Source organism: Bosea sp. (in: a-proteobacteria), assembly GCA_023910605.1.
In the GTDB taxonomy this organism is placed as follows: domain Bacteria; phylum Pseudomonadota; class Alphaproteobacteria; order Rhizobiales; family Beijerinckiaceae; genus Allobosea.
Window position 1 is genome coordinate 2,648,178 of sequence record JAAVVV010000001.1, and the last position, 22,207, is coordinate 2,670,384.

General features: G+C 66.7%; 24 protein-coding genes and 1 other RNA gene. 10 read left to right on the forward strand and 15 right to left on the reverse strand.

All coding sequences use genetic code 11. The features are described from left to right. The first annotated feature begins 241 nt into the window (after positions 1-241). Together HEQ16_12770 and HEQ16_12775 are read left to right on the forward strand one after the other, a co-directional pair. Entirely contained in the window at positions 242-1,669 is a 1,428-nt protein-coding gene (locus HEQ16_12770) for an FAD-dependent oxidoreductase (GenBank protein ID MCO4054897.1), read from the forward strand. Between the two features lie 76 nt (positions 1,670-1,745). Further along, complete coding sequence (locus HEQ16_12775) at positions 1,746-3,104, forward strand: HAMP domain-containing histidine kinase (GenBank protein ID MCO4054898.1); 1,359 nt, start codon at positions 1,746-1,748, stop codon at positions 3,102-3,104. Positions 3,105-3,116: 12 nt separating this feature from the next. Here the strand turns inward: HEQ16_12775 and HEQ16_12780 are convergent, their stop codons facing one another. From HEQ16_12780 to HEQ16_12795, 4 genes are all read right to left on the reverse strand, one after another. Then, positions 3,117-3,518, reverse strand: coding sequence for a hypothetical protein (locus HEQ16_12780; GenBank protein ID MCO4054899.1), 402 nt, complete (start codon positions 3,516-3,518; stop codon positions 3,117-3,119). A gap of 185 nt (positions 3,519-3,703) precedes the next feature. After that, complete coding sequence (locus HEQ16_12785) at positions 3,704-3,925, reverse strand: exodeoxyribonuclease VII small subunit (protein ID MCO4054900.1); 222 nt, start codon at positions 3,923-3,925, stop codon at positions 3,704-3,706. Positions 3,926-4,087: 162 nt separating this feature from the next. Beyond that, positions 4,088-4,582 (reverse strand): Lrp/AsnC family transcriptional regulator, encoded by a 495-nt coding sequence (locus HEQ16_12790; protein ID MCO4054901.1) that lies wholly within the window; start codon positions 4,580-4,582, stop codon positions 4,088-4,090. 402 nt (positions 4,583-4,984) lie between these two features. Further along, a complete protein-coding gene (locus tag HEQ16_12795; GenBank protein ID MCO4054902.1) occupies positions 4,985-5,500 on the reverse strand; it encodes a protein tyrosine phosphatase in 516 nt (171 codons plus the stop codon). A gap of 153 nt (positions 5,501-5,653) precedes the next feature. Between HEQ16_12795 and ffs the strand changes: the two genes are divergently transcribed. From ffs to recR, 4 genes are all read left to right on the forward strand, one after another. Continuing rightward, an RNA gene (ffs, locus tag HEQ16_12800) (signal recognition particle sRNA small type) lies at positions 5,654-5,750 on the forward strand. A 109-nt stretch (positions 5,751-5,859) separates the two neighbouring features. After that, a complete protein-coding gene (locus HEQ16_12805) occupies positions 5,860-7,743 on the forward strand; it encodes a DNA polymerase III subunit gamma/tau (protein ID MCO4054903.1) in 1,884 nt (627 codons plus the stop codon). 26 nt (positions 7,744-7,769) lie between these two features. Then, positions 7,770-8,090, forward strand: coding sequence for a YbaB/EbfC family nucleoid-associated protein (locus HEQ16_12810; protein MCO4054904.1), 321 nt, complete (start codon positions 7,770-7,772; stop codon positions 8,088-8,090). Between the two features lie 7 nt (positions 8,091-8,097). Further along, positions 8,098-8,703: a recombination protein RecR gene (recR, locus tag HEQ16_12815; GenBank protein ID MCO4054905.1), complete on the forward strand. Its 606-nt coding sequence runs from the start codon at positions 8,098-8,100 to the stop codon at positions 8,701-8,703. On the opposite strand, the gene HEQ16_12820 is transcribed toward recR, so the two are convergent. From HEQ16_12820 to HEQ16_12840, 5 genes are all read right to left on the reverse strand, one after another. Further along, complete coding sequence (locus tag HEQ16_12820; GenBank protein MCO4054906.1) at positions 8,649-9,185, reverse strand: DUF892 family protein; 537 nt, start codon at positions 9,183-9,185, stop codon at positions 8,649-8,651. The genes recR and HEQ16_12820 overlap by 55 nt on opposite strands. Positions 9,186-9,228: 43 nt before the next feature. Then, a complete protein-coding gene (locus tag HEQ16_12825) occupies positions 9,229-9,630 on the reverse strand; it encodes a low molecular weight phosphatase family protein (protein MCO4054907.1) in 402 nt (133 codons plus the stop codon). Between the two features lie 65 nt (positions 9,631-9,695). Next, on the reverse strand, positions 9,696-10,178 hold the full coding sequence (locus HEQ16_12830; GenBank protein MCO4054908.1) for a UPF0262 family protein: 483 nt from the start codon (positions 10,176-10,178) through the stop codon (positions 9,696-9,698). Positions 10,179-10,200: 22 nt separating this feature from the next. Further along, positions 10,201-11,493, reverse strand: a complete 1,293-nt coding sequence (gene hisD / locus HEQ16_12835) for a histidinol dehydrogenase (GenBank protein ID MCO4054909.1) — start codon at positions 11,491-11,493, stop codon at positions 10,201-10,203. Between the two features lie 18 nt (positions 11,494-11,511). Further along, positions 11,512-11,946, reverse strand: a complete 435-nt coding sequence (locus HEQ16_12840) for a DUF2948 family protein (protein ID MCO4054910.1) — start codon at positions 11,944-11,946, stop codon at positions 11,512-11,514. 141 nt (positions 11,947-12,087) lie between these two features. Here HEQ16_12840 and HEQ16_12845 point away from each other — a divergent pair, with 141 nt between their 5' ends. Further along, positions 12,088-13,551 (forward strand): histidine--tRNA ligase, encoded by a 1,464-nt coding sequence (locus HEQ16_12845; protein MCO4054911.1) that lies wholly within the window; start codon positions 12,088-12,090, stop codon positions 13,549-13,551. 7 nt (positions 13,552-13,558) lie between these two features. On the opposite strand, the gene HEQ16_12850 is transcribed toward HEQ16_12845, so the two are convergent. The 5 genes from HEQ16_12850 to HEQ16_12870 all read right to left on the reverse strand — a co-directional run bounded on the left by HEQ16_12850 (position 13,559) and on the right by HEQ16_12870 (position 17,838). Beyond that, positions 13,559-13,858: an AzlD domain-containing protein gene (locus HEQ16_12850; GenBank protein MCO4054912.1), complete on the reverse strand. Its 300-nt coding sequence runs from the start codon at positions 13,856-13,858 to the stop codon at positions 13,559-13,561. A 20-nt stretch (positions 13,859-13,878) separates the two neighbouring features. Continuing rightward, complete coding sequence (locus HEQ16_12855; protein ID MCO4054913.1) at positions 13,879-14,595, reverse strand: branched-chain amino acid ABC transporter permease; 717 nt, start codon at positions 14,593-14,595, stop codon at positions 13,879-13,881. A 97-nt stretch (positions 14,596-14,692) separates the two neighbouring features. Then, positions 14,693-16,027: a L,D-transpeptidase family protein gene (locus HEQ16_12860; protein MCO4054914.1), complete on the reverse strand. Its 1,335-nt coding sequence runs from the start codon at positions 16,025-16,027 to the stop codon at positions 14,693-14,695. Positions 16,028-16,175: 148 nt separating this feature from the next. Further along, the gene (locus HEQ16_12865; GenBank protein ID MCO4054915.1) at positions 16,176-17,087 is read right to left on the reverse strand and encodes a hypothetical protein; all 912 of its coding nucleotides are present in this window, start codon (positions 17,085-17,087) and stop codon (positions 16,176-16,178) included. 271 nt (positions 17,088-17,358) lie between these two features. Next, positions 17,359-17,838 (reverse strand): MarR family transcriptional regulator, encoded by a 480-nt coding sequence (locus tag HEQ16_12870; protein ID MCO4054916.1) that lies wholly within the window; start codon positions 17,836-17,838, stop codon positions 17,359-17,361. A 162-nt stretch (positions 17,839-18,000) separates the two neighbouring features. On the opposite strand from HEQ16_12870, the gene HEQ16_12875 reads away from it, so the two are divergent. Together HEQ16_12875 and HEQ16_12880 are read left to right on the forward strand one after the other, a co-directional pair. Further along, positions 18,001-19,626: a long-chain-fatty-acid--CoA ligase gene (locus HEQ16_12875; GenBank protein MCO4054917.1), complete on the forward strand. Its 1,626-nt coding sequence runs from the start codon at positions 18,001-18,003 to the stop codon at positions 19,624-19,626. A gap of 54 nt (positions 19,627-19,680) precedes the next feature. Continuing rightward, entirely contained in the window at positions 19,681-20,454 is a 774-nt protein-coding gene (locus HEQ16_12880; protein ID MCO4054918.1) for a DUF1499 domain-containing protein, read from the forward strand. Here the strand turns inward: HEQ16_12880 and HEQ16_12885 are convergent, their stop codons facing one another. Beyond that, the gene (locus HEQ16_12885) at positions 20,455-21,546 is read right to left on the reverse strand and encodes an MBL fold metallo-hydrolase (protein ID MCO4054919.1); all 1,092 of its coding nucleotides are present in this window, start codon (positions 21,544-21,546) and stop codon (positions 20,455-20,457) included. Positions 21,547-21,579: 33 nt separating this feature from the next. Here HEQ16_12885 and HEQ16_12890 point away from each other — a divergent pair, with 33 nt between their 5' ends. Beyond that, the gene (locus HEQ16_12890) at positions 21,580-22,203 is read left to right on the forward strand and encodes a biotin transporter BioY (protein ID MCO4054920.1); all 624 of its coding nucleotides are present in this window, start codon (positions 21,580-21,582) and stop codon (positions 22,201-22,203) included. Positions 22,204-22,207 lie beyond the last annotated feature (4 nt).

Below are 22,207 nucleotides of genomic sequence, written 5' to 3' on the forward strand. Positions count from 1 at the left end.
TGCCACGCCCTTGAGGGGAGAGGCGAGCAAGGCGCAGTGTCTCGGCAAAGCATGACGCGCGCCACCAAAAGCCCGCGCCTGACTTGTGCGGGCTTATGACGGATGGGGGTCACCAAGTCAACACGGCGCGGCCCCTCCCCGCTGCGGTGCGATGCCTCGCAAAGCTGCAAGGAACGCCGCCTTGCAGTGTCCCAGGCCGTACATTACCTCCGGTCGGTGACCGACGGGACTGGAATCGCCGATGACCGAGATTCTGACACCCGATCTTTGCGTCATAGGCGCCGGTTCGGGCGGCCTCTCGGTCGCGGCAGCCGCCGCGCTCTTCGGCGTGCCTGTGGTTCTGGTCGAGCGCCACCGCATGGGCGGGGACTGCCTCAATGCAGGCTGCGTGCCCTCGAAGGCGCTGATCGCGGCCGGACATCGGGCTCATGACATCCGCCACGCTGGCCAGTTCGGGATCGTGAGCGGCGCGCCCCAGATCCATTTTGCCCGCGTTCATGCCCATGTTCACCGCGTCATCGGCTCCATCGCCCCGACCGATTCGGTCGAGCGCTTCACCAGCCTCGGCGTGCGCGTCATTGAGGGCGAGGCGCGCTTCATCGACGGCCGCACTGCCGCAGTCGGCGACATCCGCATCCGCCCGCGTCGTTTCGTCATTGCCACGGGCTCGAGGCCGACGATTCCGCCGATCCCCGGCCTCGACTCTGTGCCCTATCTGACGAACGAGACGGTGTTTGATGAGACTGCCCGGCCCGACCGCCTGATCGTTTTGGGCGGCGGCCCCATCGGGGTCGAGCTTGGCCAGGCATTCCGTCGGCTTGGTTCGGCCGTCACACTGCTTCAGGCCGGCCGCATCCTGCCACGCGACGACGCCGAGGCGGCGGGTTACGCCTTGCGCGCGCTCCGCGCCGATGGCGTCCACGTGCGCGAGGGCGCCAGGGTCGAGCGCATCGAGGGCGAGGCGGGCGCCATCCGCGCCATTCTCGCGAGCGGCGAGGTTGTGGCCGGCAGCCATCTGCTGATCGCGGCGGGGCGCACGCCGAGCCTCGAGGCGCTTGATCTGGCTGCCGCGGGCGTCGCCCACGGGCGCGCAGGCATCACGGTGGACCGCGGCTTGCGCACATCCAACCGCCGCATCTATGCCATCGGCGACTGCGCCACGGGCGCCACCGACGGGCTGCAGTTCACCCATGCCGCCAATCACCATGCCGGCATCGTCATCCGCAGCGCCCTCTTCCGCCTGCCCGCGAAGGTGGACAACAGCGCCATGCCGCGCGTCACCTACTGCGACCCCGAGATCGCGAGCGTCGGCCTCACCGAAGACAAGGCGCGCGAGGAAGGGCGCACGTTCCAGGTCCTGCGCTGGCCCTTTGCCGAGAATGACCGCGCCCAGGCCGAGGGCGAACCCGACGGCATGATCAAGATCGTGACCGACAGCAAAGGCCGCATCCTTGGCGCGACCATCGCAGGCAAGAGCGCCGGCGATCTGCTGATGCCATGGGTCATGGCGGTGCAGAAGCGCTGGACTGTGCAGGACATCGCCGGCTTCATCTTTCCCTATCCGACATTTTCGGAGGTTTCCAAGCGCGCTGCGCTCACCCATTTCAGTCCGATGGCTGGAAAGCCATGGATTCGCCGCATCCTCGGCGTCTTGAGGAAGTTCGGCTGAGGCAAAAGGCTTGGAATCGACCCGAATCGACACGCGCGACGCGAAACCCGACCCTTCCCGACCGGGCGGATGGCGGATGGGGCTTTCGGCCAAGCTCCTTACGCTGACCATCGTCTTCGTCATGATCGCGGAAGTGCTGATCTTCGTGCCCTCCGTGGCGACATTCCGGCGCAACTGGCTGGATGACCGCCTCGCTGCTGCCCAGGTCGCTGTGATGGTGCTCGAGGCCGCCCCGCGCGAGGGCCTGCCGAGCGGGCTCGAAAGCCAGTTGCTGGATGGCGTCGGCGCGCTGGCCATCGCCGCGCGCGCTGGCGGGGCGCGTCGCCTGCTGGCCCAGGAGAACCTGCCGCCCGAAGTGGGCCGCACGGTCGATCTGCGCGAGGTGGACCGCATCGGCTTCATCATGGAAAGCCTCGACATCCTGTTCAACGGCGCCGAGCGGCGCATTCGCGTCATAGGACGCTCGGTCGGGGAAGCGGATTTCGTCGAGATCGTCATCGATGAGCGGCCGCTGCGGCACGCCATGCTGGATTTCGCCCAGGCCATCCTCTGGATATCGCTGTTCATTGCGGGCCTGACCGCAACCTTGCTGTTCCTGGCGCTGAACTGGCTGATCGTGCGGCCCGTCAAGCGCCTTGCCCATGACGTGATGCGCTTCGCAGACGATCCCGAGGACCCGAAGCGGATCGTTCGACCCTCGGGCCGGCACGACGAGATCGGCGACGCGGAGAAGGCCCTGGCGGGCATGGAGCGCACCCTGGCCGGATCGCTGCGCGAGCAGAAGAGACTCGCCGCCGTGGGCCTGGCCGTGAGCAAGATCAACCACGACCTGCGCAACATGCTGGCTTCCGCGCAACTGCTTTCGGACAGGATCGGCCAGTCGAAGGATCCGTCCGTGCAGCGTTTCGGGCCGAAGCTGATCGCGACGCTCAACCGCGCCATCGATTTTTGCCAGTCGACCCTCGCCTATGGACGCGTCACGGAGCAGGAGCCCCGCCGGCGGCCCGTCGCGCTGGCAGCCCTCCTGGGTGACGTGGCGGACACGCTGGGCCTTGGCGCCGGCAGCGCGCCGCGTTTCGACAACCGGATCGACCCGGACCTGCGCGCCGACCTCGACCCTGACCAGATGTACCGCGTCATCGGAAACCTGCTGCGGAACGCCAGCCAGGCGCTTCAGGCCGCGGCCACGCCCGATCCGCTCATCACCGTGAGCGCCGCGCGGGAGGGCGAGCGGATCGTGATCCGCGTCCGCGACAATGGGCCTGGCGTGCCGGCCCGTGCCCGCATCGCGCTGTTCGAGGCCTTCACCGGCTCCACCACTGCGGGGGGCGCCGGCCTTGGCCTCGCCATCGCAGCGGAGCTGGTCCGGCTCCATGGCGGCAGCATCGCGCTTGAGGAGAGCGAAACCGGGGCCGTCTTCCGGATCGAGATCTAGGGAAGGCGCAATTCAGCGATCAGGCAGCGGGATGAATTCGTCATCGCCGGGCACGGCGTCGAACCGGCCGCTCCGCCAGGCTTCCTTCGCATCGTCGATCCGCTCCTTCGACGACGCCACGAAGTTCCACCAGATATGGCGCGGTCCATCCATCGGGTCGCCGCCCACCAGCATCAGCCGCGCATTGGACAGGGCCGGCACGGAGATCCGGTCGCCGGGCTTGAAGATCAGCAGTCGGCCCGGCCCGAAGCTGTCGCCGGCGATGTCGATCTCGCCCGACACGACATAGATGGCCCGCTCCTCATAATCGGCGTCGAGTGGCAGAACCGCGCCGGGCGCCAGAACAGCCTCCGCATAAAGAGCTGCCCACGGGAAGCTCACCGGCGATGTCTCGCCATAGGCAGCCGCCAAGATCGCGGGCTCGCGGCACGATCACCTGTTCAATCGCATCGCACGACATTGCATGGCCGGGTACCGGATCATCGGCTGGCTGATGCGACATGGTTCTGGCCTCCTGCTCTCGCCATCCTCATATGGCAGGCAGGGGCGGCGCTTTCGAGACGCGCCGTGCACGGCCGTCCTTGCGCCGGGGCCTTCGCTCAACGCTCGGGATCGAGCGGCGTCACACCTGCGGCCTGTCCGTCCGGCCCGACCGAAATCGTCTCGATCCGCGCTTCCGCACGCTGGAGCAGCGCGGCGCAGCGCACGCGCAGCGATTCGCCACGTTGGTAGATCGCGATGGAATCCTCCAACGAGACATTGCCGCTCTCGAGCCGGTGCACGATCTGCTCAAGCTCCTGAAGCGCCTGCTCGAAGGGCATGGCATTCACATCCGGCAGGGGCCGGGTCTCGGCGGTCTTCACGTCGGTCACAGGTTCGACTCACAGGCTTTGGCGGCACGATGCGGCAACATTTATCGCCCCGCCAGGCGGCGGGAGCAAGCAGGGCGGGACCGGCATGTGCCCCTCGCCGTCAGGCCGCATTCAGACCGGCAGGGCCGAAGTGCGCTTGATCGTCCGCAGCGTCATCGTCGAATTCACCCGCGAGACGCCCGGCAGCTGCGTGATGATCTCGGAATGGATGCGCTCGAAATCGGCGCTGTCGCGATAGGCGACGCGCACGAGATAGTCGTGATTGCCGGCGAGCAGGTAACATTCGAGAACCTCCTCATATTGCATCACAGCTTTCTCGAAGCGGTCGAGCGAGGCCCTGCCCTGCTGGTCGAGCGTGACGGAGACGTAGGCGGTCCCCGGGAAGCCCGCGATCTTCTCGTCGAGGATCATCGCGTAGCCCTTGATGAGCCCGCTGTCCTCAAGCTGCTTCACCCGTCGCAGACAGGCCGATGGCGAGAGGTAGACCCGCTCAGCAAGCTCCGCATTGGTGATGCGCCCACTCTCCTGCAGCAGGCGGAGGATGGACCTGTCGCGCGCGTCAATGTCCAGGGGGAGATTCGCGCCGCGTGCCGAGATATCATGCATGACCGTAAGTAAACATTTCTACTTAACTTTCGCAACACATGAGCTCAAAATTAAACATACGAAAATCACAAAATGCGACAAAATTGCAATAATCAATGCATCCACGCAATGGAATAACCCATACAACCGCCAGCGCATTCGACTTTTATGCGATTGATTATCCAACGTAATGTCTGATTTATACACAAAATAACATTCAAAATGACGACAAATTATCAAAAACAAGGCACGAAGGTGGAGATTTTTTGACAATGAAATTGACATAAAATTCAACTTAAAGGCACAATTTTGAAAGATTCTTCGAGGCTGCAAGGCAAATCTCGATGAAACATTGAGAATCTTACTCTCAACCCGCAAACTTGGGCGTTGCCCAGCCCTGGCTTTCGATCAGTCGCCGGACGATCAGAACCCGAGCTTGAACTCGAACGGCTCGCCCTCGAAGGCATCAGCGCCCCGGCCAATGCCCGCGATGGCTTCGACCATGCGGCCGTCGCGGCCGAGCAGGCCGTCGGCAATGGCGACGAGGCGTGCATTCGGCGTCGCCGAGGGCGAAGCGTGTCGCAGCAAACGCGCCAGTTCAACCTCGTCTCGCGCAGGATTGAGGTGGCAGACGGTGATGAAGGCCGCCGCAGTGGAACGACTGATCCCTGCCCAGCAATGGATGACAATGGGGCGCTCCCGGCCCCAGTCCGCCACAAAGGACAGAAGTTGCGACACATGATCGGCGCCGGGCGTCACATGCCCCTCCATCGGCTCGACGATATCGGAAAGGCCCAGAAAGAGATGCCTGTCCTGTTCGATCGATGCGGGCCGCTCCACCTTGGTGTTGACGTTGATCAGCGTCACGAGATCGCTCGCGCCCGTGACTGCGACGGTGTGATGCAGGCGTGACAGGGAGGAAACATGGATGCTGGGCATGACGTCTCCAGGTTAAGCGATTCGCAGCCTTGCCCAAAGCGCGCGGAGCAGCCGTTGCCAGAAAGCTGACGGACGGGCATGCCGGCTCCGCCGCGGCGCCCTTGCATTCAGGGCACCCTTGCATCCGCAGCAAAGCTGTCGCATATGACGGTTGGAAGGTTGGTGAGGGACGTAACACTCGCCAACCGGGTCAGGTCCGGAAGGAAGCAGCCCTAACGAGATTGTGCGGGTCTTCGTCCAGCCTTCCACCTTGCATTCAGCGGCGGATGCGCGGAAGCCTTTCAGGGCATTGGCCCTGATGCGTTCGCCGGCAACGCCTGTGCGCCACCACGAAGATCTGAGCCCGCATGGCCGACGACATGACCGGCAATATGCGTGACGATCCAGGTTTTCTGGATGCGCTCCCGTCGCTCGCGCCCGTAGCGCAGCAGACGGCCTACAAGGTCCTGGCCCGGAAGTATCGACCGCGCGATTTCACCGACCTGATAGGACAGGAAGCGATGGTCCGCACCCTGTCCAACGCCTTTGCCTCCGGGCGCATTCCGCAGGCATGGATGCTGACCGGCGTGCGCGGCGTCGGCAAGACCACGACCGCCCGCATCCTGGCCCGCGCCCTCAACTACCAGACCGCTGATGGCGCGGCGCGGCCCACCATCGAACTCGCAACGCCGGGCATCCATTGCCAGGCCATCATCGAGGGCCGCCACATCGACGTGATGGAGATCGACGCCGCCTCGAACAACAGCGTCGACAGCATCCGCCAGCTCAACGATGCGGTGCGCTATGCGCCGGTGTCGGCCCGCTACAAGGTCTACATCGTTGACGAAGTCCACATGCTGACCACGCAGGCCTTCAACGCCTTCCTCAAGACGCTCGAGGAGCCGCCGCCCCACGCCAAGTTCATCTTCGCGACGACCGAGATCCGCAAGGTTCCGGTCACGATCCTCTCGCGCTGCCAGCGCTTCGACCTGCGGCGGATCGATGCGTCCGTGCTGGTCGGCTATCTCGCGCGGATCTGCGCGGCCGAGACAGTCGAGGCCGATGAGGATGCGCTCCAGGCTATTGCACGCGCCGCCGAGGGCTCCGCGCGGGACGCCATGTCGCTGCTCGACCAGGCCATCGCCCATGCTGCCGGCCGGATCACGCTGGATGATGTGCGTGCCATGCTCGGCCTCGCAGACCGGGCCCGCGTGATCGATCTGTTCGAGCTGGTGATGAAGGGCGATCTTCCCGGCGCGATGCAGGAACTGCGCGGCCAGTATGACGCTGGCGCCGATCCTGCCGCCGTGCTCACCGAACTGGCCGAGTTCACCCATCTGGTGACGCGCCTGAAGATCGTGCCCGAGGCCGCCGCCGACAGCGCTCTGACTCAGGCCGAGCGCGTGCGTGGGGCGGCATTCGCCGACACCCTCTCCATTCGCGTTCTGTCCCGCGCCTGGCAGATGCTGCTCAAGGGCATCGCCGAGGTGAAGGACGCCAATCGCCCCTTGCCGGTGTCGGAAATGGTGCTGGTGCGCCTCGCTCATGCCGCTGATCTGCCGACGCCGGACGAAGCCCTGCGCCAGCTGGCGGGACCGGCGGCGCCTCAGACGCGCGGAACCGGCGGGGCGCCAAAAGGCGCGGTCGAGCGGGGACCGGCGGCCACATCTGCGCCGATCCAGAGCGCGCCTGCCATGAGTTCCGGCCCGCCACGCCCGCTCGGGCTGAGCCGCGCCGGCCTTGGCGGCCCGCAGGCCACGGCGCCCGCGGCGGCGGAACGCAGCGCGCCGGCGCCGCGCATCGGCTCGCTCGAAGACATTCTCGCGCTCGCAGCGCGCAATCGCGACATCAAGCTTCAGACCGCCATCCAGCGTGATCTGCGCGCTGTGCGCATCGAGCCGGGCCGTCTCGAATTCTCGCTCGAACCCACGGGCGATCGCGGCATCGCCAACGAGCTGTCGCGCAAGCTGAAGGACTGGACCGGCCAGACCTGGATGGTCGCCATCGTCCAGGCCGAAGGCCAGGCCACGCTGCGCGAGCAGAAGCTGGCCGCCGACCGCAGCCGCAAGGACAGCGCCGCCGGCCACCCTGTCGTGAAGGCGCTGATGACTGCCTTCCCGGGCGCGCGCATTGTGGATGTCCGCTCCCGCGCTGCCGAGGAGGCTGTGCCGGCCGAGTTCGACCCCGGCCTTGCGGCATCGCTCGAATCCGGCGAAGGCCAGCATGACGGCGACGCCGAACCCTATTCCGACATCGATTTCTGACCCCGTTCGACACCGGAGCACACCCGATGCGTGACATGATGGGCCTGATGAAGCAGGCACAGGCCATGCAGGCCAAGATGGCCGACATGCAGGCCGAACTCGACAACACCCTTGTGGAAGGCGCGGCAGGCGGCGGCATGGTCAAGGTCACGACCACGGCCAAGGGGCAGATGAAGGGGATCAGCATCGATCCATCGCTGATGAACGCCGACGAACGGGAGATTCTCGAGGACCTCATCCTCGCTGCCTGCTCCGATGCACGGCAGAAAGGCGAGCGCGTCATGGAGACGCGGATGGCCGAGATCACGAAGGGGCTGCCCATTCCGCCCGGAATGAAGCTGTTCTGAGCCCGCCGTGGCGCGCTTCACGGCCGGGCCTGAGATCGAGCGGCTGATCCAGCTTCTCGCGCGGCTGCCCGGCCTTGGACCACGGTCCGCCCGCCGCGCTGCGCTCCAGCTCGTGAAGAAGCGCGACGCGCTGCTCGGCCCCCTTGCGGAGGCCATGCAGGCTGCTCACCGTGCGATTCTGGTGTGCTCCACCTGCGGGAACCTTGATACCAGCGATCCATGTGCGATCTGCTGCGATCCGCGCCGCGAAAGCTCGATCATCGTCGTGGTCGCGGATGTCGCTGATCTATGGGCGCTGGAGCGGTCGGCCGCAATCAATGCCCGCTATCACGTCCTCGGCGGAGCCTTGTCCGCCATGGACGGCGTCCGGCCCGAGCATCTGGGGATTGACAGCCTGATCGAGCGGGCTGCCCGGCCGGGCGTGGAGGAGATCATCCTTGCGCTGAACGCCACGGTCGAAGGCGCGACGACAGCGCATTACATCACCGACAGGCTGCTTCACCTGCCGGTGAAGGTCACACGCCTCGCCCATGGCGTGCCGGTGGGCGGCGAACTCGATTATCTCGATGACGGCACCCTGTCCGCCGCCATCCGGCAGCGGACAGGCATCTGAGCCGTTCGGGCCGCCTCGGAGCAGCCGCCGGCTTCCGCCATCGCGATCGCGGACTTGTACGACGCGATCGCGAAAGGCTCGAAGGCGAGATTTGCGAAGGTGTTCTTCAGGATCGCGTCATCCGCCATGGCATGGGTCAGCGCGTCCTGCTTGGCGGTGAACTGCATCGCCATGGCCTTCAGCATCGAACAGGTCTCGTTGAACCGGTCGAGCAACTGATCGAGCCTTTCCTCCTGCCGGCCGGTTTCGTCGGGGCGCCGGCACAGCCTCATCGCAACATCCGGGCAGCGTTGCATGCGCTCGATCTGGCGCTCCATTGCCATGCTCATGGCCGGTGCTGCTGTTGATGTCGGCAGCTGGCGGTGGATCGTCATGCGCCCTGGAGCGCGCGCCTCAGGCCCACCATCTAAGGGGCTGGACGCCACGCGGCCCTTGAACAGGCGCCCGCCAAAGTCGAACGCCGCCGCATGGCTGCCGATCACGGCGGTGGCGCCCCGGCCCCGGATCGGGCGCGAAGCTGCGCCGCTAACGCAGCCGGTCCCTGATCCGCCGCGCCAGCCCGTCGCGCACCTCGCGGTAGGCATCCAGAATCTGGTCGCGCGAACCCTGGAGGATTGTGGGGTCTGCCGTCGGCCAGTACTCGACCTCGGCGGCAATCGTCCGTGTCAGTCCGAGCGCCTTGTGGTGCGCCTCGGGCGACAGCGTGATGATCAGGTCGAAGTTGAGCCCCTCCCACTCCTCCAACTGGTCGATGGTGCGCGGCCTGTGCCGGCTGGCGTCGATGCCCATCTCGTCCATGACCGACACCATGAAGCGGTCAGGCTCGCTCGTGCGCACGCCGGCAGACTGCACATAGAGCGACCTGCCGAAGAAATGCTTGGCCAGCCCCTCCGCCATGGGCGAGCGCACCGCATTCTGCGCGCACATGAACAGCACGCTCTGCGGACGCCGCCCGGTCGGTGGAGGCACGGGCGCATCCTCCGCCAAGGACGTCAGCCCTTCCAGTGAAGCGCGAAGATGAGGGTGAACAGGCGGCGCGCCGTGTCATGGTCCACGATGAGCTTGCCCTCCAGCCGCTCCATGAGGATTTCGGCCGCCTCGTTGTGCAGGCCGCGCCGGCCCATGTCGATCGCCTCGATCTGCGCGGGCGACGAGGTGCGGATGGCCTCATAGTAGCTTTCGCAGATCATCTCGTAATCCTTGATGACCCGCTTGAACGGGGTCAGCGACAGGAAGTGCATGATGATGGGGTGATCCGCCTCATTGCGGATGTCGAGGCACAGCTTGCGCTCCATCAGGCTGATGGCGAGCTTGTAGGGCCCGTGGTCGCGCTGGGGAATGGTGAAGTGGTTGACCTCGATCAGGTCATAGATCGCAATCGCCCGCTCATGCTCCTGATCGGGCGTGCCGCGGCCCAGCGACGCCTCGTCGAGCGTGATCAGGACCAGCCGGTCATTGCTCTTGGTCTGGCCCATGCCGCCTTCGCGCCATCCGTCGTCAGAGGTTGAGCCGTTTGGTCACGCTGCGCGCATGCGCCGAAAGGCCCTCCGCCTCTCCTAGCGCAGCGGCGGCCGGAGCCAAAGCCCGAAGCGAAGCCGCGCTGCACTTGAGCAGCGTGGTGCGCTTCATGAAGTCGAGCACGCCGAGGCCTGACGAGAAGCGCGCCGAGCGGGCCGTGGGCAGCACATGGTTCGGCCCGCCGACATAATCGCCAATGGCTTCCGGCGTATGATGGCCGAGGAAGATCGAGCCGGCGTTCCGGATGGCTGCGGCCAGAGGCTCGGGGTCCATGGTGCAGATTTCCAGATGCTCGGGCGCCAGCCGATCCACCAGCGGCACAGCCGCCATCAGATCGTCCACGATGATGATGGCGCCGAACCCGTTCCAGCTTGCAGTTGCGATGTCGCGGCGCGGCAGCGTGGCGAGCTGCGCCTGAATCGCTGCTTCAACCTCCTCTGCCAGGTGCTTCGAATCAGTAAGGAGAATCGATTGCGCCGCCGTGTCGTGCTCGGCCTGGGCGAGCAGGTCCGCCGCCACCCAGTCAGGGTTGGCGCTGCCATCTGCGATCACCAGCACCTCGGACGGGCCCGCGATCATGTCGATGCCCACGGCGCCGAAGACGCGGCGCTTGGCGGCCGCGACATAGGCATTGCCCGGCCCCACGATCTTGGCGACAGGCGCGATCGTGGCCGTGCCGTGGGCCAGCGCCGCCACGGCCTGCGCCCCGCCGATGCGGTAGATCTCCGTCACGCCCGCGATGTGCGCCGCCGCCAGGACCAGTGGATTGCCCTCCCCGCGCGGTGTCGGCGCGACCATGACGATGCGCGGCACGCCGGCCACGCGGGCGGGCACGGCGTTCATCAGCACCGATGAGGGATAGCTGGCCGTGCCGCCGGGCACATAGAGCCCGACGGCCTCGATCGCCGTCCAGCGCCAGCCCATCTCCACGCCCGCGGCATCGGTGAAGCGCTGATCCTGAGGCCTCTGTCGCGCATGGAAGGCCTCGATGCGTGCATGGGCGAAGCGCAGGGCATCCAGCGCGGCAGTGTCGCACGCTCCCAGCGCGGCGGCGATCTCGCCCTCGCTGACGCGCAAGCCCGCCGCCTCCAGCGCCAGATGGTCGAAGCGGAGGGTATAGTCGATCAGCGCCGCATCGCCCCGCTCGCGGACATCGCCGATGATGCCGGCCACGACGTGGTCGACTTCTTCCGAGACCTCCCGCTTCATGGCCAGCAGCAGGGTGAAGTCCGCCTCGAAGCTGGCGGAGCGTGAGGTCAGACGAATGGGCATGCGGACTTTCGACGGAAATCAGAGCTCGTGGGCAGGCTGATTAGCCGTTTCCCACATTCCGCCCAAATCTTTCAACTGCGCTTCGATGCATTCGGCCTGCAATTTCAGAGCAGCCCCGCCCGAGAAGGTGAGGACCAGTTCGCCCGCCGGCTCGTCCGTGGGCGTGAAGGTCACGGCCAGCAGGTTCAGGGCCGTGTCCCTGGCCTGAGGATCGATGCTCAGAGCCTTGAGGCTCGTCACGCGGTTGAAATGCATCGCGGTGAGGCGGCGACGGTTATCGCCTTGCGCCGCGCCCTCCCAATCGAAACGCCGCATCATCAGCGCGAAGCGGCGCTCGGCCGGCAGCCAGGCCAGATCGCCCACCTTCACCACCGCATCCTGCACATGGGCGGACAGCACCGTGAGGTCGTCGGCATCGAGGGCGATGAGGCGCAAGGGCGTAGGTTCGTTCATGACCAGGATGTGGGCGGCAGGTGGCGCAGAGTCAATGCTGTCGTCAATGCTGTCGTCAATGCTGTCGCCCCAATCGCTTCGCGCGCTTGCTCCCTGCCCCCCCAGCGGCTAACCAGCGCGCAAGGATCGGGACACATCATCATGTCGAAGACGGACAAGCTCAAAGCGCGCCGCCCGCGCGGCCTAGAGGATCGCAATGCAGCCGATGCCGCGGCGACCGACCGAATGCTGGCGAAGATCAAGGAACGCTTCGAGCTGTTCGGCTTCGAGCCGGTCGAGACACCCTTCATCGAATACACCGACGCGCTCGGCAAGTTCCTGCCCGATCAGGACCGGCCCAATGAGGGCGTGTTCTCATTTCAGGATGATGACGAGCAGTGGCTTTCGCTGCGCTATGACCTGACCGCCCCGCTGGCGCGCTATGTCGCGGAGAATTTCGACGCGCTGCCAAAGCCTTACCGCAGCTACCGCTCGGGCTATGTCTTCCGCAACGAGAAGCCCGGCCCCGGCCGCTTCCGCCAGTTCATGCAGTTCGACGCAGACATCGTGGGTGCCAGCTCCGTCGCCGCGGACGCCGAGGCCTGCATGCTGATGGCAGACACGCTGGAGGCGGTGGGCATCAAGCGCGGCGATTACGTCATCAAGGTGAATAACCGCAAGGTGCTGGACGGCGTGATGGAAGCCATCGGGCTGGGCGGGGAGGAGAATGCGGGGCGCAGGCTGGGCGTGCTCAGGGCGATCGATAAGAAGGATAAAATCGGCTTAGATGGCGTTCAAATGCTACTTGGATCAGAAGGCCGCAAAGACGAAAGCGGCGACTTCACACGAGGCGTTGGATTGAAAATTTCGCAAGTGGACGACATTGTGTCCTACTTAATTCATCCTGATTGGCTCCCATCGAGTGATCTTTACGCTCAGGGAATCGGCGAAATGATGGAGCTTGAAGAAATATGCAGGCAGGGTGGTTACAACACTGACAGAATATTAGTCGCTCGTGATGTCGTCCGCGGTCTCGAATATTACACCGGCCCCGTCTTCGAAGCCGAGCTGACCTTCCCCGTCACCAACGAGGACGGCCAGGTGGTGCGCTTCGGCTCCGTCGCGGGCGGCGGGCGCTATGACGGGCTCGTGGGCCGCTTCCGCAACGATCCCGTGCCGGCCACCGGCTTCTCGATTGGCGTCTCACGGCTTTACACCGCGCTGAAACTGACCAATTCGCCGTTGCTGGCGGGCATGGCCAAGCCCGGCCCGGTCGTCGTCACCGTCATGGATAAGGACCGCGTCAGTGATTATCAGCGCATGGTCTCGGAGCTGCGCGGCGCCGGCATCGCGGCCGAGCTTTATCTCGGCTCATCCGGCTTCAACGCACAGATGAAATACGCCGACAAGCGCCGCTCGCCGTGCGTCGTCATCCAGGGCACGGACGAGAAGGCCGCCGGAACGGTGCAGGTCAAGGACCTGATCCTCGGCGCGGAGCTGGCCAAGCTCGGCCGCGAGGGCAAGGACCGCGAGGATTATCTCGAGCGCCAGAAGGATGCCCAGTTCGCAGTGCCCGAGCAGCGCCTTGTCGAAGCGGTGAAGCAGGTTCTGGCCCGCCACGGCTGACCCGCGCTCAGAGCCCCCAGGCCCGCGCCGCCATCACGGCGGCGAGGCCCGCCGCCAGCGCGAGGATCTCGCTGCGGCGGATCATCATCACACCCAGCGCCACGGTGAGCGCGAGGCCCGCCGCCAGCCCGGCCCGCTCGATGATCGGCACGACAGTTGCTGCCACGATGGAGCCGGGCAGCGCCGCCAGCGCGCGCCGCAACGCCGGCGTCAGCGGAATCCAGTTCATCAGGAAATAGCCCGAGACCCGACACAGATAGGTGCCCAGCGCCATGGCCGCGATGGCCATGGCGACGCCGGGCGTCATCAGCCCCGAGAGCCAGCCGCTCACGAAGCCTTCTCCGGGATCAGGGCCGCGCACGCCATGCCCGACAGCGCGCCCGCCATGATGAACAGATGCCCCGGCAGCAGCTTGGACACGGCCAGCCCGACGATGCCGGCCACGACCCAGGGCACGGCCGCCCTGCGACCGCGCCAGAGCGGCACCAGCATGGCCGCGAAAAAGATCGGCATGACGAGATCGAGCCCGAAACGCTTGGGATCATTGACCAATGCACCGGCCATGTGGCCCGGCACGGTGAAGATCGTCCAGCCGATCAGCATCGTCAGCCCGGCGCCCAGCAGCACGCCGACATCGCGCCCGCCCTCGGCATGGTAGCGTGAGCCGATCAGCCAGTTGGCGTCGGTCAGCAGGCTCAGATGCGCGGCGTTCACGCCGTTGGAATGGACGCGCAGCCACGGATAGAGCGAGGCGCCCTGAAGCACCATGCGGCTGTTCACGACCATGGCAAGCAAGCCGAGGCTGACCACCACGCTCCAGCTCCACTCGCGCGGCCAGGCTTCCAGCGCCACCATCTGCGACATGCCGGCATAGACGAAGAAGCTCATCGCGGTCGCCTCGACCAGACCGAGGCCCTTGGCCGAGGAAGCCGCGCCATAGGCGGCCGCGAACACGGCAGCCCCGGGCAGCATCGGCAGGACCATGCGCGCGCCAAGCGCGACGCCCTTGCGGGTCAGGATGGGTGGATCAGGCAATGGCGACATGGGGCGGTCTTGGGCGAAGTGCGGATGAGGGACAAGCGCGGTGATGGCGGCATCCGCATGCGGCGCACGCAGGAGCCGGCCGGAAACCGCCCCGGCCTCAGTTCACGGCAGCCTGCCGCAGCGCCCCGCCGCCCACCTTGTCGATGCCGTAGACATCGGGGCGGAAGTGCACGACGCCATCGGGCGTCGCGTAACCGGTCATGTAGACCCACGCCACCGGCACCGCGCGCTGGAGGCGAATGTCCTTGCGTTCGCCCGTGGCAATGCCCGCATCGATGGCCTTGCGGTTCCAGCCGCCGGCCGTGTCCTCGAGCAGCCAGGCGGCAAGGTCACGCACATCCTGCACGCGCACGCAGCCGGACGAGTTGAATCGCTGGTCTCCGCCGAACAGGTTGCGCGATGGCGTGTCATGCATGAACACGGCGTCGCGGTTCGGCATGTCGATGCGCACGTGGCCGAGCGCGTTGCGCGGTCCCGGCTCCTGCCGGTAGGTATAGTTCAGCGCCCGCGCGCTCGACCAGTCGATGCTGGAGGCCGGGATTTCCTGACCGCCCGAGAACACCTTGACCCCCTTCTGCGCCAGCACGTTCCTGCCCTTGCGCATGAAGGGGATGATGTCTTCCTTGATGATGGTGGGAGGCAGCGTCCAGTTCGGGTTGAGGTTCACGGTGGTGATGCGCGTCTCGACCGTCGGCGAAGCCCGGTCGGGCCGGCCCACGATCGCCACATAGCGCCGCCGGACCACGCCGTTCTCAACCGTCTCGACATGGGCCGAGGGAATGTTGACCACGACATAGCGCGGCCCGAAGGCGAAGGCGCTGCCCGCGATGCGCTGTGCCGATGAGGCCAGCTGGCGAAACCGCGTCTCGGCCGGCACATTGAGCTCGTCAAGCGTCCGCCCGGCCACGATGCCGGTCTGGCGCAGACCATGGCGGAACTGGAAGCGCTTCACCGCCGCAGTGAGCGTTTCGTCAAATGCATCGCCGCCGCCGACGGCAACGAGATCGCCCGTGATGGCAAGCCGCCGGTGAAGCATGGACACGGCCGCGCCCTTCGCGCCCTCCCTGAGGTTCGTGCCCCTGGGAAGGCTCGGCCAGCCGCCCGCGCGAACGATCTCCAGGTAGCGCTCGGATGCCAGCGCCGTGCCCGGCAGCGTGTCTGCCGTTAAGGTGGGGCGTGGATCATCCGCGTTGATCGTGGTCTCGCGCTGCGGGGCGGGGCGGGCCACGCGGCGTGGCTGCCGCTTCGCAGGGGCGACCGTGGGTTGGGCGACCGTGGGCTGGGCGACCGGGGCAGGCTCCGGCGCGGCCGCCGGCGAGGAGACTGGCGGCGAGGAGACTGGCGGCGCAGGCTGCGCGCCCTGCGCCAGCGCTGGGCCTGCCAGCCAGCAGCACAGCAGGGCCGTCACGATCCGCGAGCCAGGGCTGGTCATGGCGTTTTCCGTCATCCTCATTGGCGATGCTTAGCCGAAAGTGATCCTTCCGACCATGACGCAGCAGCAACACGCCTTCGCTTTCAGGTGGGCCTCATGAAAAAAGGCCGGGCAAGCCCGGCCTTTCGCAAGCCCTGGCAGCAAAAGGTCAGAAGGCGTAGGCCAGCTTCACCCGTGCATAATGCATGGTGTACTGGTTCAGGTTGAGGTCGCCCGGCAGCGCGCGGGCCTTGCCGGCCACCTGGATCTGGTAGGCGGCGTTGAACGTCCACTTGTCGTTGATAGCCCAGAGCATGTTCGGGCCGACCATGAAGGCATCGCCCAGGAAGCGGCCATAGCCGGCATCCTGATAGGTGCGCGAATAGAGGGCTTCGGCGCCGACGAACAGGTTCGGAGCCACCTTGGCCGAGAGGGCGGCGCGCACGTTGAACTGCGAGGCGTCGGCAGAGACGCCGGCGACCCTGCTGAAGGTCGAGACATGCTCAAGGTTCAGCGCCCCATAAAGGAGACCCGCCACGAGTTCACGATCAAGGAAAAGGCGCGCGGCGACATTGTACGAGGTCACCGTGCCGGCCCCGAGCAGGCCCGAGAAGCGGGTGTTCCCGGCGCTCACGTCGAGGTCGACCGTCGCGCCGACGCCGTGAAGGTCGCGGCCAAGGAACTTGTACTTGGCTTCGATGCCGCCGCCATAGGCCGTGGAGGAGCCAGAGGCGCCGCCGCGAGCCGTGGCGTCAGCACCGCCGAGGAAGGCATAGGGCGCGATCTCGAAGCAGCGGAACAGGCCGGTGGCGACCTGCGCCACGCCCGTCACGCCCGACACCCGCGTCGAGCGCGAGGTGAAGACGCCGTTCGCAGTGACCGTGCCGCCCCAGGCGCCGACATCGGTCACGTCCGAGCCGGTGGTGAAGCCGAAGACATCGGTGGGAAGGGCATTCGTCTCCAGGCAGGCGGCGGATGCAGCCGGGGCGGGCGGCATCGCCCTGCGGGCCGGCAGGTCAGCCGCGAAGGCCGCACCAGTCAGCCCAGCGAGCGCGACGGTGGTGGTGAATGCGAGTTTCATGGGTCATGCCTCTCCAAATCAGGCAATCATGATATCAACACAACCCATGCGTGTAATCAGCCATTCGACGCCATCCCTTCACATCGGCGTCGCTTTTGGCCGGGTGTTGCCTTGCAACAACAGATGGCGTGCCGGGCTGATCAAGCCTGCATCGTCATGCCTGAAGCGCAGGCGAAGAGGTCACGGCTTGTGCAGATTGCGTGCAACGCGGGACCGAGTGGCCATGCGTCCGGCGGAACGAGGAAGCGTCACGGCGCCCGCAAAGGCAGCGTCAGCCGCTGCGCCCCATCGTTCGCGCGGCCTCGCGCCAATCGAGAACCAGCCGCTCCATCAACGCGAGATCAGCCCTGGCGAGCGTGCCGAGCGTGCGGCGCACATAGTCGCGCTGCGTGGCCAGGCCCTTCTCGGCGAGATCGCGTCCATGCGCCGTCAGGTGCAGCGCATAGGAGCGGCGGTCATTGGCGATGGCCCGGCGTTCGACCAGACCGGCATCGACCAGCCGGTCGACGAGGCCCGACACATTGCCCTTTGTGACGTAAAGGCGTTCGGCAAGTTCGCTCTGGGTTATGCCCTCCCCCTCGCTGAGGGTGGAGAGAAGGTCGAACTGTGGCACGGACAGCCCTATTGCGCGCAGCCGCGCCGCCATGGCGAGCGACACGCGCTGGTGAAGCCTGAGGAAGCGGAACCAGAGCCGCATTACATCCACCGGCACTTCCGCCTCCGCCGCCTTGCGGCTTGCCGTCGCGGCCATGGCGCACTCCCGCTGCTGCTGTCGTTCACATCTAAACTACCAGAGATTGAGCCTTCGGCGCCAGCCCTCGCGCAAGCCGCGAGGCGCATGGCGGCAGCCGCCGCTTCACCTCGGCAGCGAAGGGGGTATCATCCGCTCAAAACAAGGACGAGGGAGAACGCCATGCTCGGGCTGATGCAACACTGGCCTTTGCTGATCCACCGCATCATCGACCATGCGGCGGTCCAGCACGGCGCCCGCGAGATCGTCTCGCGCGGCGTGGAGGGCGAGACACGGCGCTCGAGCTATGCCCGCACCCGCCAGCGCGCTCTGCGCATAGCCCAGCGCCTCGCCCGCGATGGCGTCAGAGCGGGCGACCGCATCGCCACCCTTGCCTGGAACACCGAGCGCCACCTCGAGTTGTGGTACGGGATCACCGGGATCGGGGCGATCTACCACACGCTCAACCCGCGCCTGTTCGAGGATCAGATCGCCTGGATCGCCAACCATGCCGGCGACCGGCTGATGTTCCTCGATCTCACCTTCGTGGCGCTGGTCGAGCGGCTCCAGCCGCGCCTGCCCACGATCGATCGCTACATCATCATGACGGATGCGGCCAACATGCCGGCGACCGCCCTGCCCGGCGCCGTCGACATGGAAAGCTGGCTGACCGAAGCCGACGGCGATTTCGCCTGGGCGCGCTTGGAGGAAAACACCGCCGCCGGCCTGTGCTACACTTCGGGCACCACCGGCAGCCCCAAGGGCGTGCTCTATTCCCACCGCTCCAACGTGCTCCATGCCCTGGCCTGCGCAGCGCCGGACTTTCTCAACCTGTCCTCGCGCGATTCGGTTATGCCCGTGGTGCCGCTTTTCCATGCCAATGGCTGGTCCCTAGCCTTCTCGGCCCCGATGACGGGGGCCAGGATGGTGATGCCGGGGCCGCGCCTTGACGGCCCCAGCCTGCACGCCCTGCTGGAGGAGGAGAAGGTCACCGTCACTGCGGCCGTGCCCACCGTCTGGCTCGGCCTGCTCGCCCATCTTGACGCGACGGGCGGACGATTGAGTTCGCTCAAGCGCGTGGTGATCGGCGGCTCGGCCTGCCCGCGCGCCATGACCGAGGCTTTCGAAACGCGCTTCGGCGTCACCGTCGCTCATGCCTGGGGCATGACCGAGATGAGCCCGCTCGGCTCCTTCTGCTCGATCAAGCCCGCCTATGAGGGGCTGGACCCGGAATCCATGCTGGACCTCAAGACCCGGCAGGGTCACCCGCCCTTCACCGTCGAGATGAAGATAACCGACGATGCTGGCGCGCCCCTGCCGTGGGACGGCAGGACCTTCGGCAGACTGAAAGTGCGCGGACCGGCCGTCGCCGCCAGCTACATGGGCGAAGATGGCGGCGATATCCTCGACGCGGAAGGCTTCTTCGATACCGGCGACGTCGCCACGATCGACGCCCATGGCTACATGGCCATCACCGACCGCGCCAAGGACGTGATCAAGTCCGGAGGCGAATGGATCTCGTCGATCGAGATCGAGAACCTCGCCATGGGCCATCCCGACGTGGCGGAGGCGGCCGTGATCGGAGTCCCCCACCCACGTTGGGACGAGCGCCCGCTGCTGGTGATCGTGCCGCGTCCGGGGCGCAAACCAACCCGCGATGACCTCGTATCCTTCATGGAGGGCAGGATCGCGAAATGGTGGCTGCCCGATGCGGTCGCCCTCGTCGAGGCGATCCCGCATACGGCCACGGGCAAGATCCAGAAGACGACCCTGCGCGATCAGTTCAAGGATTATCGCTTCCCGGCCTGAGGCTGTACGCGCTTGGGCGTGGCGCTGGCGCGCGGCCCGCGCTAGGCTTGGCCAATGCGCCGCCTTGTCCTCGAACAGCCTGCCTCGCGCGCCGCGATCTTTGCGGCGCGCCTCGCGCTGTTCGCGGTGGTGGTCACGATCTATGGCCTGATCGTTGTGCGGAGCGGCCAGCACGGCCCTGCGGGGCTGGCCGCGCTGGGGGCGGGGTTTGCGCTGGCCGCGCTCACGCTTCTGCTGGCGTTCTTCGGCGGGGTGGCGATCTGGCGACTTGGCCTCAGGGGCGCGCGCCGGATTGTTCTCGCGGTCCTTCTCGGCCTTGGCCTGCTCGCGGCTCCGGCATGGGCGGCGATGCAGGCGCTGACCTTGCCGCAGCTCACCGACATCACCACCGACATCGACGACCCTCCCTCCTTCTCGCGCTCGCGTGCGGCGCTCGCGGCGCGTTCGGGCCATGTCCCGCGCGAACTCCCTCGCGAGGCGCGCGCCCCCCAGCGCGAAGCCTATCAGCAGCTCATCCCCATCATCACCGAGTTGCCGGCGGAGAATGCTTTCGATGTGGCGCTGAAGGCGGCGCGCAGCCTGGGCTGGCAGGTTGTCGAGCACGCGCCCCCCGGCGGCCGCACAGGATCGGGCCGCATCGAGGCGGTAGCTACGACGCGGGTCCTGCGCTTCAATGATGATGTCACCATCCGCATCCGCCCGCGCGTCAACGGCTCGCGCATCGACATCCGCTCCGCTTCACGCATCGGCCGGCATGATCTGGGAGCCAACGCCCGGCGCATCCAGGCCTTTGCGGATGAAGTCCAGCTGATGTTGGCCGCACGCTGATCAGGCGGGCTCGAACACCGCGTCGAGCGTGGGCGCGCCGTCGCAGCGCACCAGCCCGCGCGCCACGAGATCTTCGATGTGCGCGAAGGCGGAGAGCGCCGCCGCGCCATGCAGCGCCGGAGGCAAGCCTTCATAGACACGCGCCACGATGGCCGCGATGGATCGGTCGCCCTCGCGCACCCGGTTCAGGATGCTGGCCTCTCGCAGTTTGCGATGGGTCACCAGCGCGCGCACGAAGCGGGCAGGCTCGCGCACCGGCCCGCCATGGCCCGGCCAGTAGATCGTCTCGTGCCGCCCCCTGAGTTTGTCGAGCGACGCCATGAAGGTGGACATCGAGCCGTCGGGCGGCGCGACGATCGTGGTCGACCAGGCCATCACATGATCGGCGGAAAACAGCGACTGCTCCTCACGCAGGGCAAAGGCGAGATGGTTGACCGTGTGCCCCGGCGTCGGCACGGCCGCGAGACTCCATCCCGGGCCGGAAACGGCGTCGCCCTCAGCCATGATGGCATCCGGCGCATGGTCATGGTCAGCGGAGGCGTCGAGCCGGTTCGCTTCGCCCAGCGCAAGGTCCCGGGCCGCGCGGTGAGGCCCGCAGCCCACGATCCGTCCGCCGGTGAGCGCCTTCAGCGCACGCGCCCCCGGCGAATGGTCCTTGTGGGTGTGGCTGACCACGATGTGGCTCACGCTCTCGCCGCGCAGCGCCCCGAGGAGCACGGCCAGATGGCCGGGCGATTCGGGGCCCGGGTCGATCACCGCCACGGTGCCGCGGCCCACGATGTAGGTGCAGGTCCCCGTGAAGGTGAAGGGGCTCGCATTGCCCGCGATCACCCGGCGGATCAGCGGCGTCAGGGCGACTACGCGCCCCGCCTCGGCATCGAGGCTGCGGTCGAGGATGAGGTCTTCGGCCAAGCGGGGAGCCCTCCATGGCTGCTGCGCCGCCGGTTCGGCGCTTGAGGAGAATGTCCGTTGCAAGTCGTTGCAAGTCCCCTGGAAGAGGCATCGACGCACGGGCGTAGACGGGCGCCCGCACTTGTGAGCCCGCCGATCTGGACCTATAGAGCGGACAAGTCGGCGCAACTCAACCGCCATCGCTCCCGCCTCGCATTGTTTCAGGATCGCATCATGGCCCAAGCCGCTTCGTCGCATGCCTCGCCGCAGCCCCTGCTGGTCTCGGCCTTTCCTCACGCCTTCGGCGCCGTCTCGGCGCCGGTCCGCAACGCCGCGCTGGTCATCGCCGGTTCGTTGCTGATGATCCTCTCTGCCAAGGTGCAGGTGCCGATGTGGCCGGTGCCGATGACGATGCAGAGCTTCGTGGTGCTCTTCCTTGGCGCTGCCCTTGGCCCCCGGCTCGGCGCGGCCGCCGTCGCGCTTTATCTCGCGCAGGGCTTCGCAGGCCTTCCGGTCTTCGCCCTTCCAGGCGTCGGCGGTCCCGCCTATTTCCTTGGCTCCACCGGCGGCTTTCTCCTCTCATTCATCCCCGCCGCCTATGTGGCAGGCGTGTTTGCGGCACGCGGCGCTTCCCTGCTCCGCGTCGCAGCCGGCATGACCCTGGCGCACGGCCTTATCCTGGCCCTCGGGCTCGCCTGGCTTTCCTGGTTCGCGCAGCTCTCCAGCGGCGCCACCGGCGTCGGCCTGTCTCGCGCCTTCGCCGTCGGGGTTCAGCCCTTCGTGCTCGGCTCGCTCGTCAAGGTGGCGCTCGCGACGGCGCTGGTGGCCGCAGGCTGGAGCCTCGTGAAGCGCCGCTGACAAG

What these genes read in the sequence shown, in the direction of transcription:
- HEQ16_12885 (MCO4054919.1), bottom strand. Translation starts at nt 21,546, where the DNA reads ATGGCGGTTGAGTTGCGCCGACTTGTCCGCTCTATAGGTCCAGATCGG.
- HEQ16_12880 (MCO4054918.1), top strand. Translation starts at nt 19,681, where the DNA reads ATGCGCCGCCTTGTCCTCGAACAGCCTGCCTCGCGCGCCGCGATCTTT.
- HEQ16_12850 (MCO4054912.1), bottom strand. Translation starts at nt 13,858, where the DNA reads ATGACGCCCGGCGTCGCCATGGCCATCGCGGCCATGGCGCTGGGCACC.
- HEQ16_12875 (MCO4054917.1), top strand. Translation starts at nt 18,001, where the DNA reads ATGCTCGGGCTGATGCAACACTGGCCTTTGCTGATCCACCGCATCATC.
- HEQ16_12890 (MCO4054920.1), top strand. Translation starts at nt 21,580, where the DNA reads ATGGCCCAAGCCGCTTCGTCGCATGCCTCGCCGCAGCCCCTGCTGGTC.
- HEQ16_12830 (MCO4054908.1), bottom strand. Translation starts at nt 10,178, where the DNA reads ATGGGCCAGACCAAGAGCAATGACCGGCTGGTCCTGATCACGCTCGAC.
- HEQ16_12865 (MCO4054915.1), bottom strand. Translation starts at nt 17,087, where the DNA reads ATGAAACTCGCATTCACCACCACCGTCGCGCTCGCTGGGCTGACTGGT.
- HEQ16_12795 (MCO4054902.1), bottom strand. Translation starts at nt 5,500, where the DNA reads ATGCCCAGCATCCATGTTTCCTCCCTGTCACGCCTGCATCACACCGTC.
- HEQ16_12860 (MCO4054914.1), bottom strand. Translation starts at nt 16,027, where the DNA reads ATGACCAGCCCTGGCTCGCGGATCGTGACGGCCCTGCTGTGCTGCTGG.
- HEQ16_12785 (MCO4054900.1), bottom strand. Translation starts at nt 3,925, where the DNA reads ATGCCCTTCGAGCAGGCGCTTCAGGAGCTTGAGCAGATCGTGCACCGG.
- HEQ16_12810 (MCO4054904.1), top strand. Translation starts at nt 7,770, where the DNA reads ATGCGTGACATGATGGGCCTGATGAAGCAGGCACAGGCCATGCAGGCC.
- hisD (MCO4054909.1), bottom strand. Translation starts at nt 11,493, where the DNA reads ATGCCCATTCGTCTGACCTCACGCTCCGCCAGCTTCGAGGCGGACTTC.
- HEQ16_12790 (MCO4054901.1), bottom strand. Translation starts at nt 4,582, where the DNA reads ATGCATGATATCTCGGCACGCGGCGCGAATCTCCCCCTGGACATTGAC.
- HEQ16_12855 (MCO4054913.1), bottom strand. Translation starts at nt 14,595, where the DNA reads ATGTCGCCATTGCCTGATCCACCCATCCTGACCCGCAAGGGCGTCGCG.
- HEQ16_12870 (MCO4054916.1), bottom strand. Translation starts at nt 17,838, where the DNA reads ATGGCCGCGACGGCAAGCCGCAAGGCGGCGGAGGCGGAAGTGCCGGTG.
- HEQ16_12770 (MCO4054897.1), top strand. Translation starts at nt 242, where the DNA reads ATGACCGAGATTCTGACACCCGATCTTTGCGTCATAGGCGCCGGTTCG.
- HEQ16_12845 (MCO4054911.1), top strand. Translation starts at nt 12,088, where the DNA reads ATGTCGAAGACGGACAAGCTCAAAGCGCGCCGCCCGCGCGGCCTAGAG.
- HEQ16_12840 (MCO4054910.1), bottom strand. Translation starts at nt 11,946, where the DNA reads ATGAACGAACCTACGCCCTTGCGCCTCATCGCCCTCGATGCCGACGAC.
- HEQ16_12775 (MCO4054898.1), top strand. Translation starts at nt 1,746, where the DNA reads ATGGGGCTTTCGGCCAAGCTCCTTACGCTGACCATCGTCTTCGTCATG.
- HEQ16_12825 (MCO4054907.1), bottom strand. Translation starts at nt 9,630, where the DNA reads ATGTGCGCGCAGAATGCGGTGCGCTCGCCCATGGCGGAGGGGCTGGCC.
- HEQ16_12805 (MCO4054903.1), top strand. Translation starts at nt 5,860, where the DNA reads ATGACCGGCAATATGCGTGACGATCCAGGTTTTCTGGATGCGCTCCCG.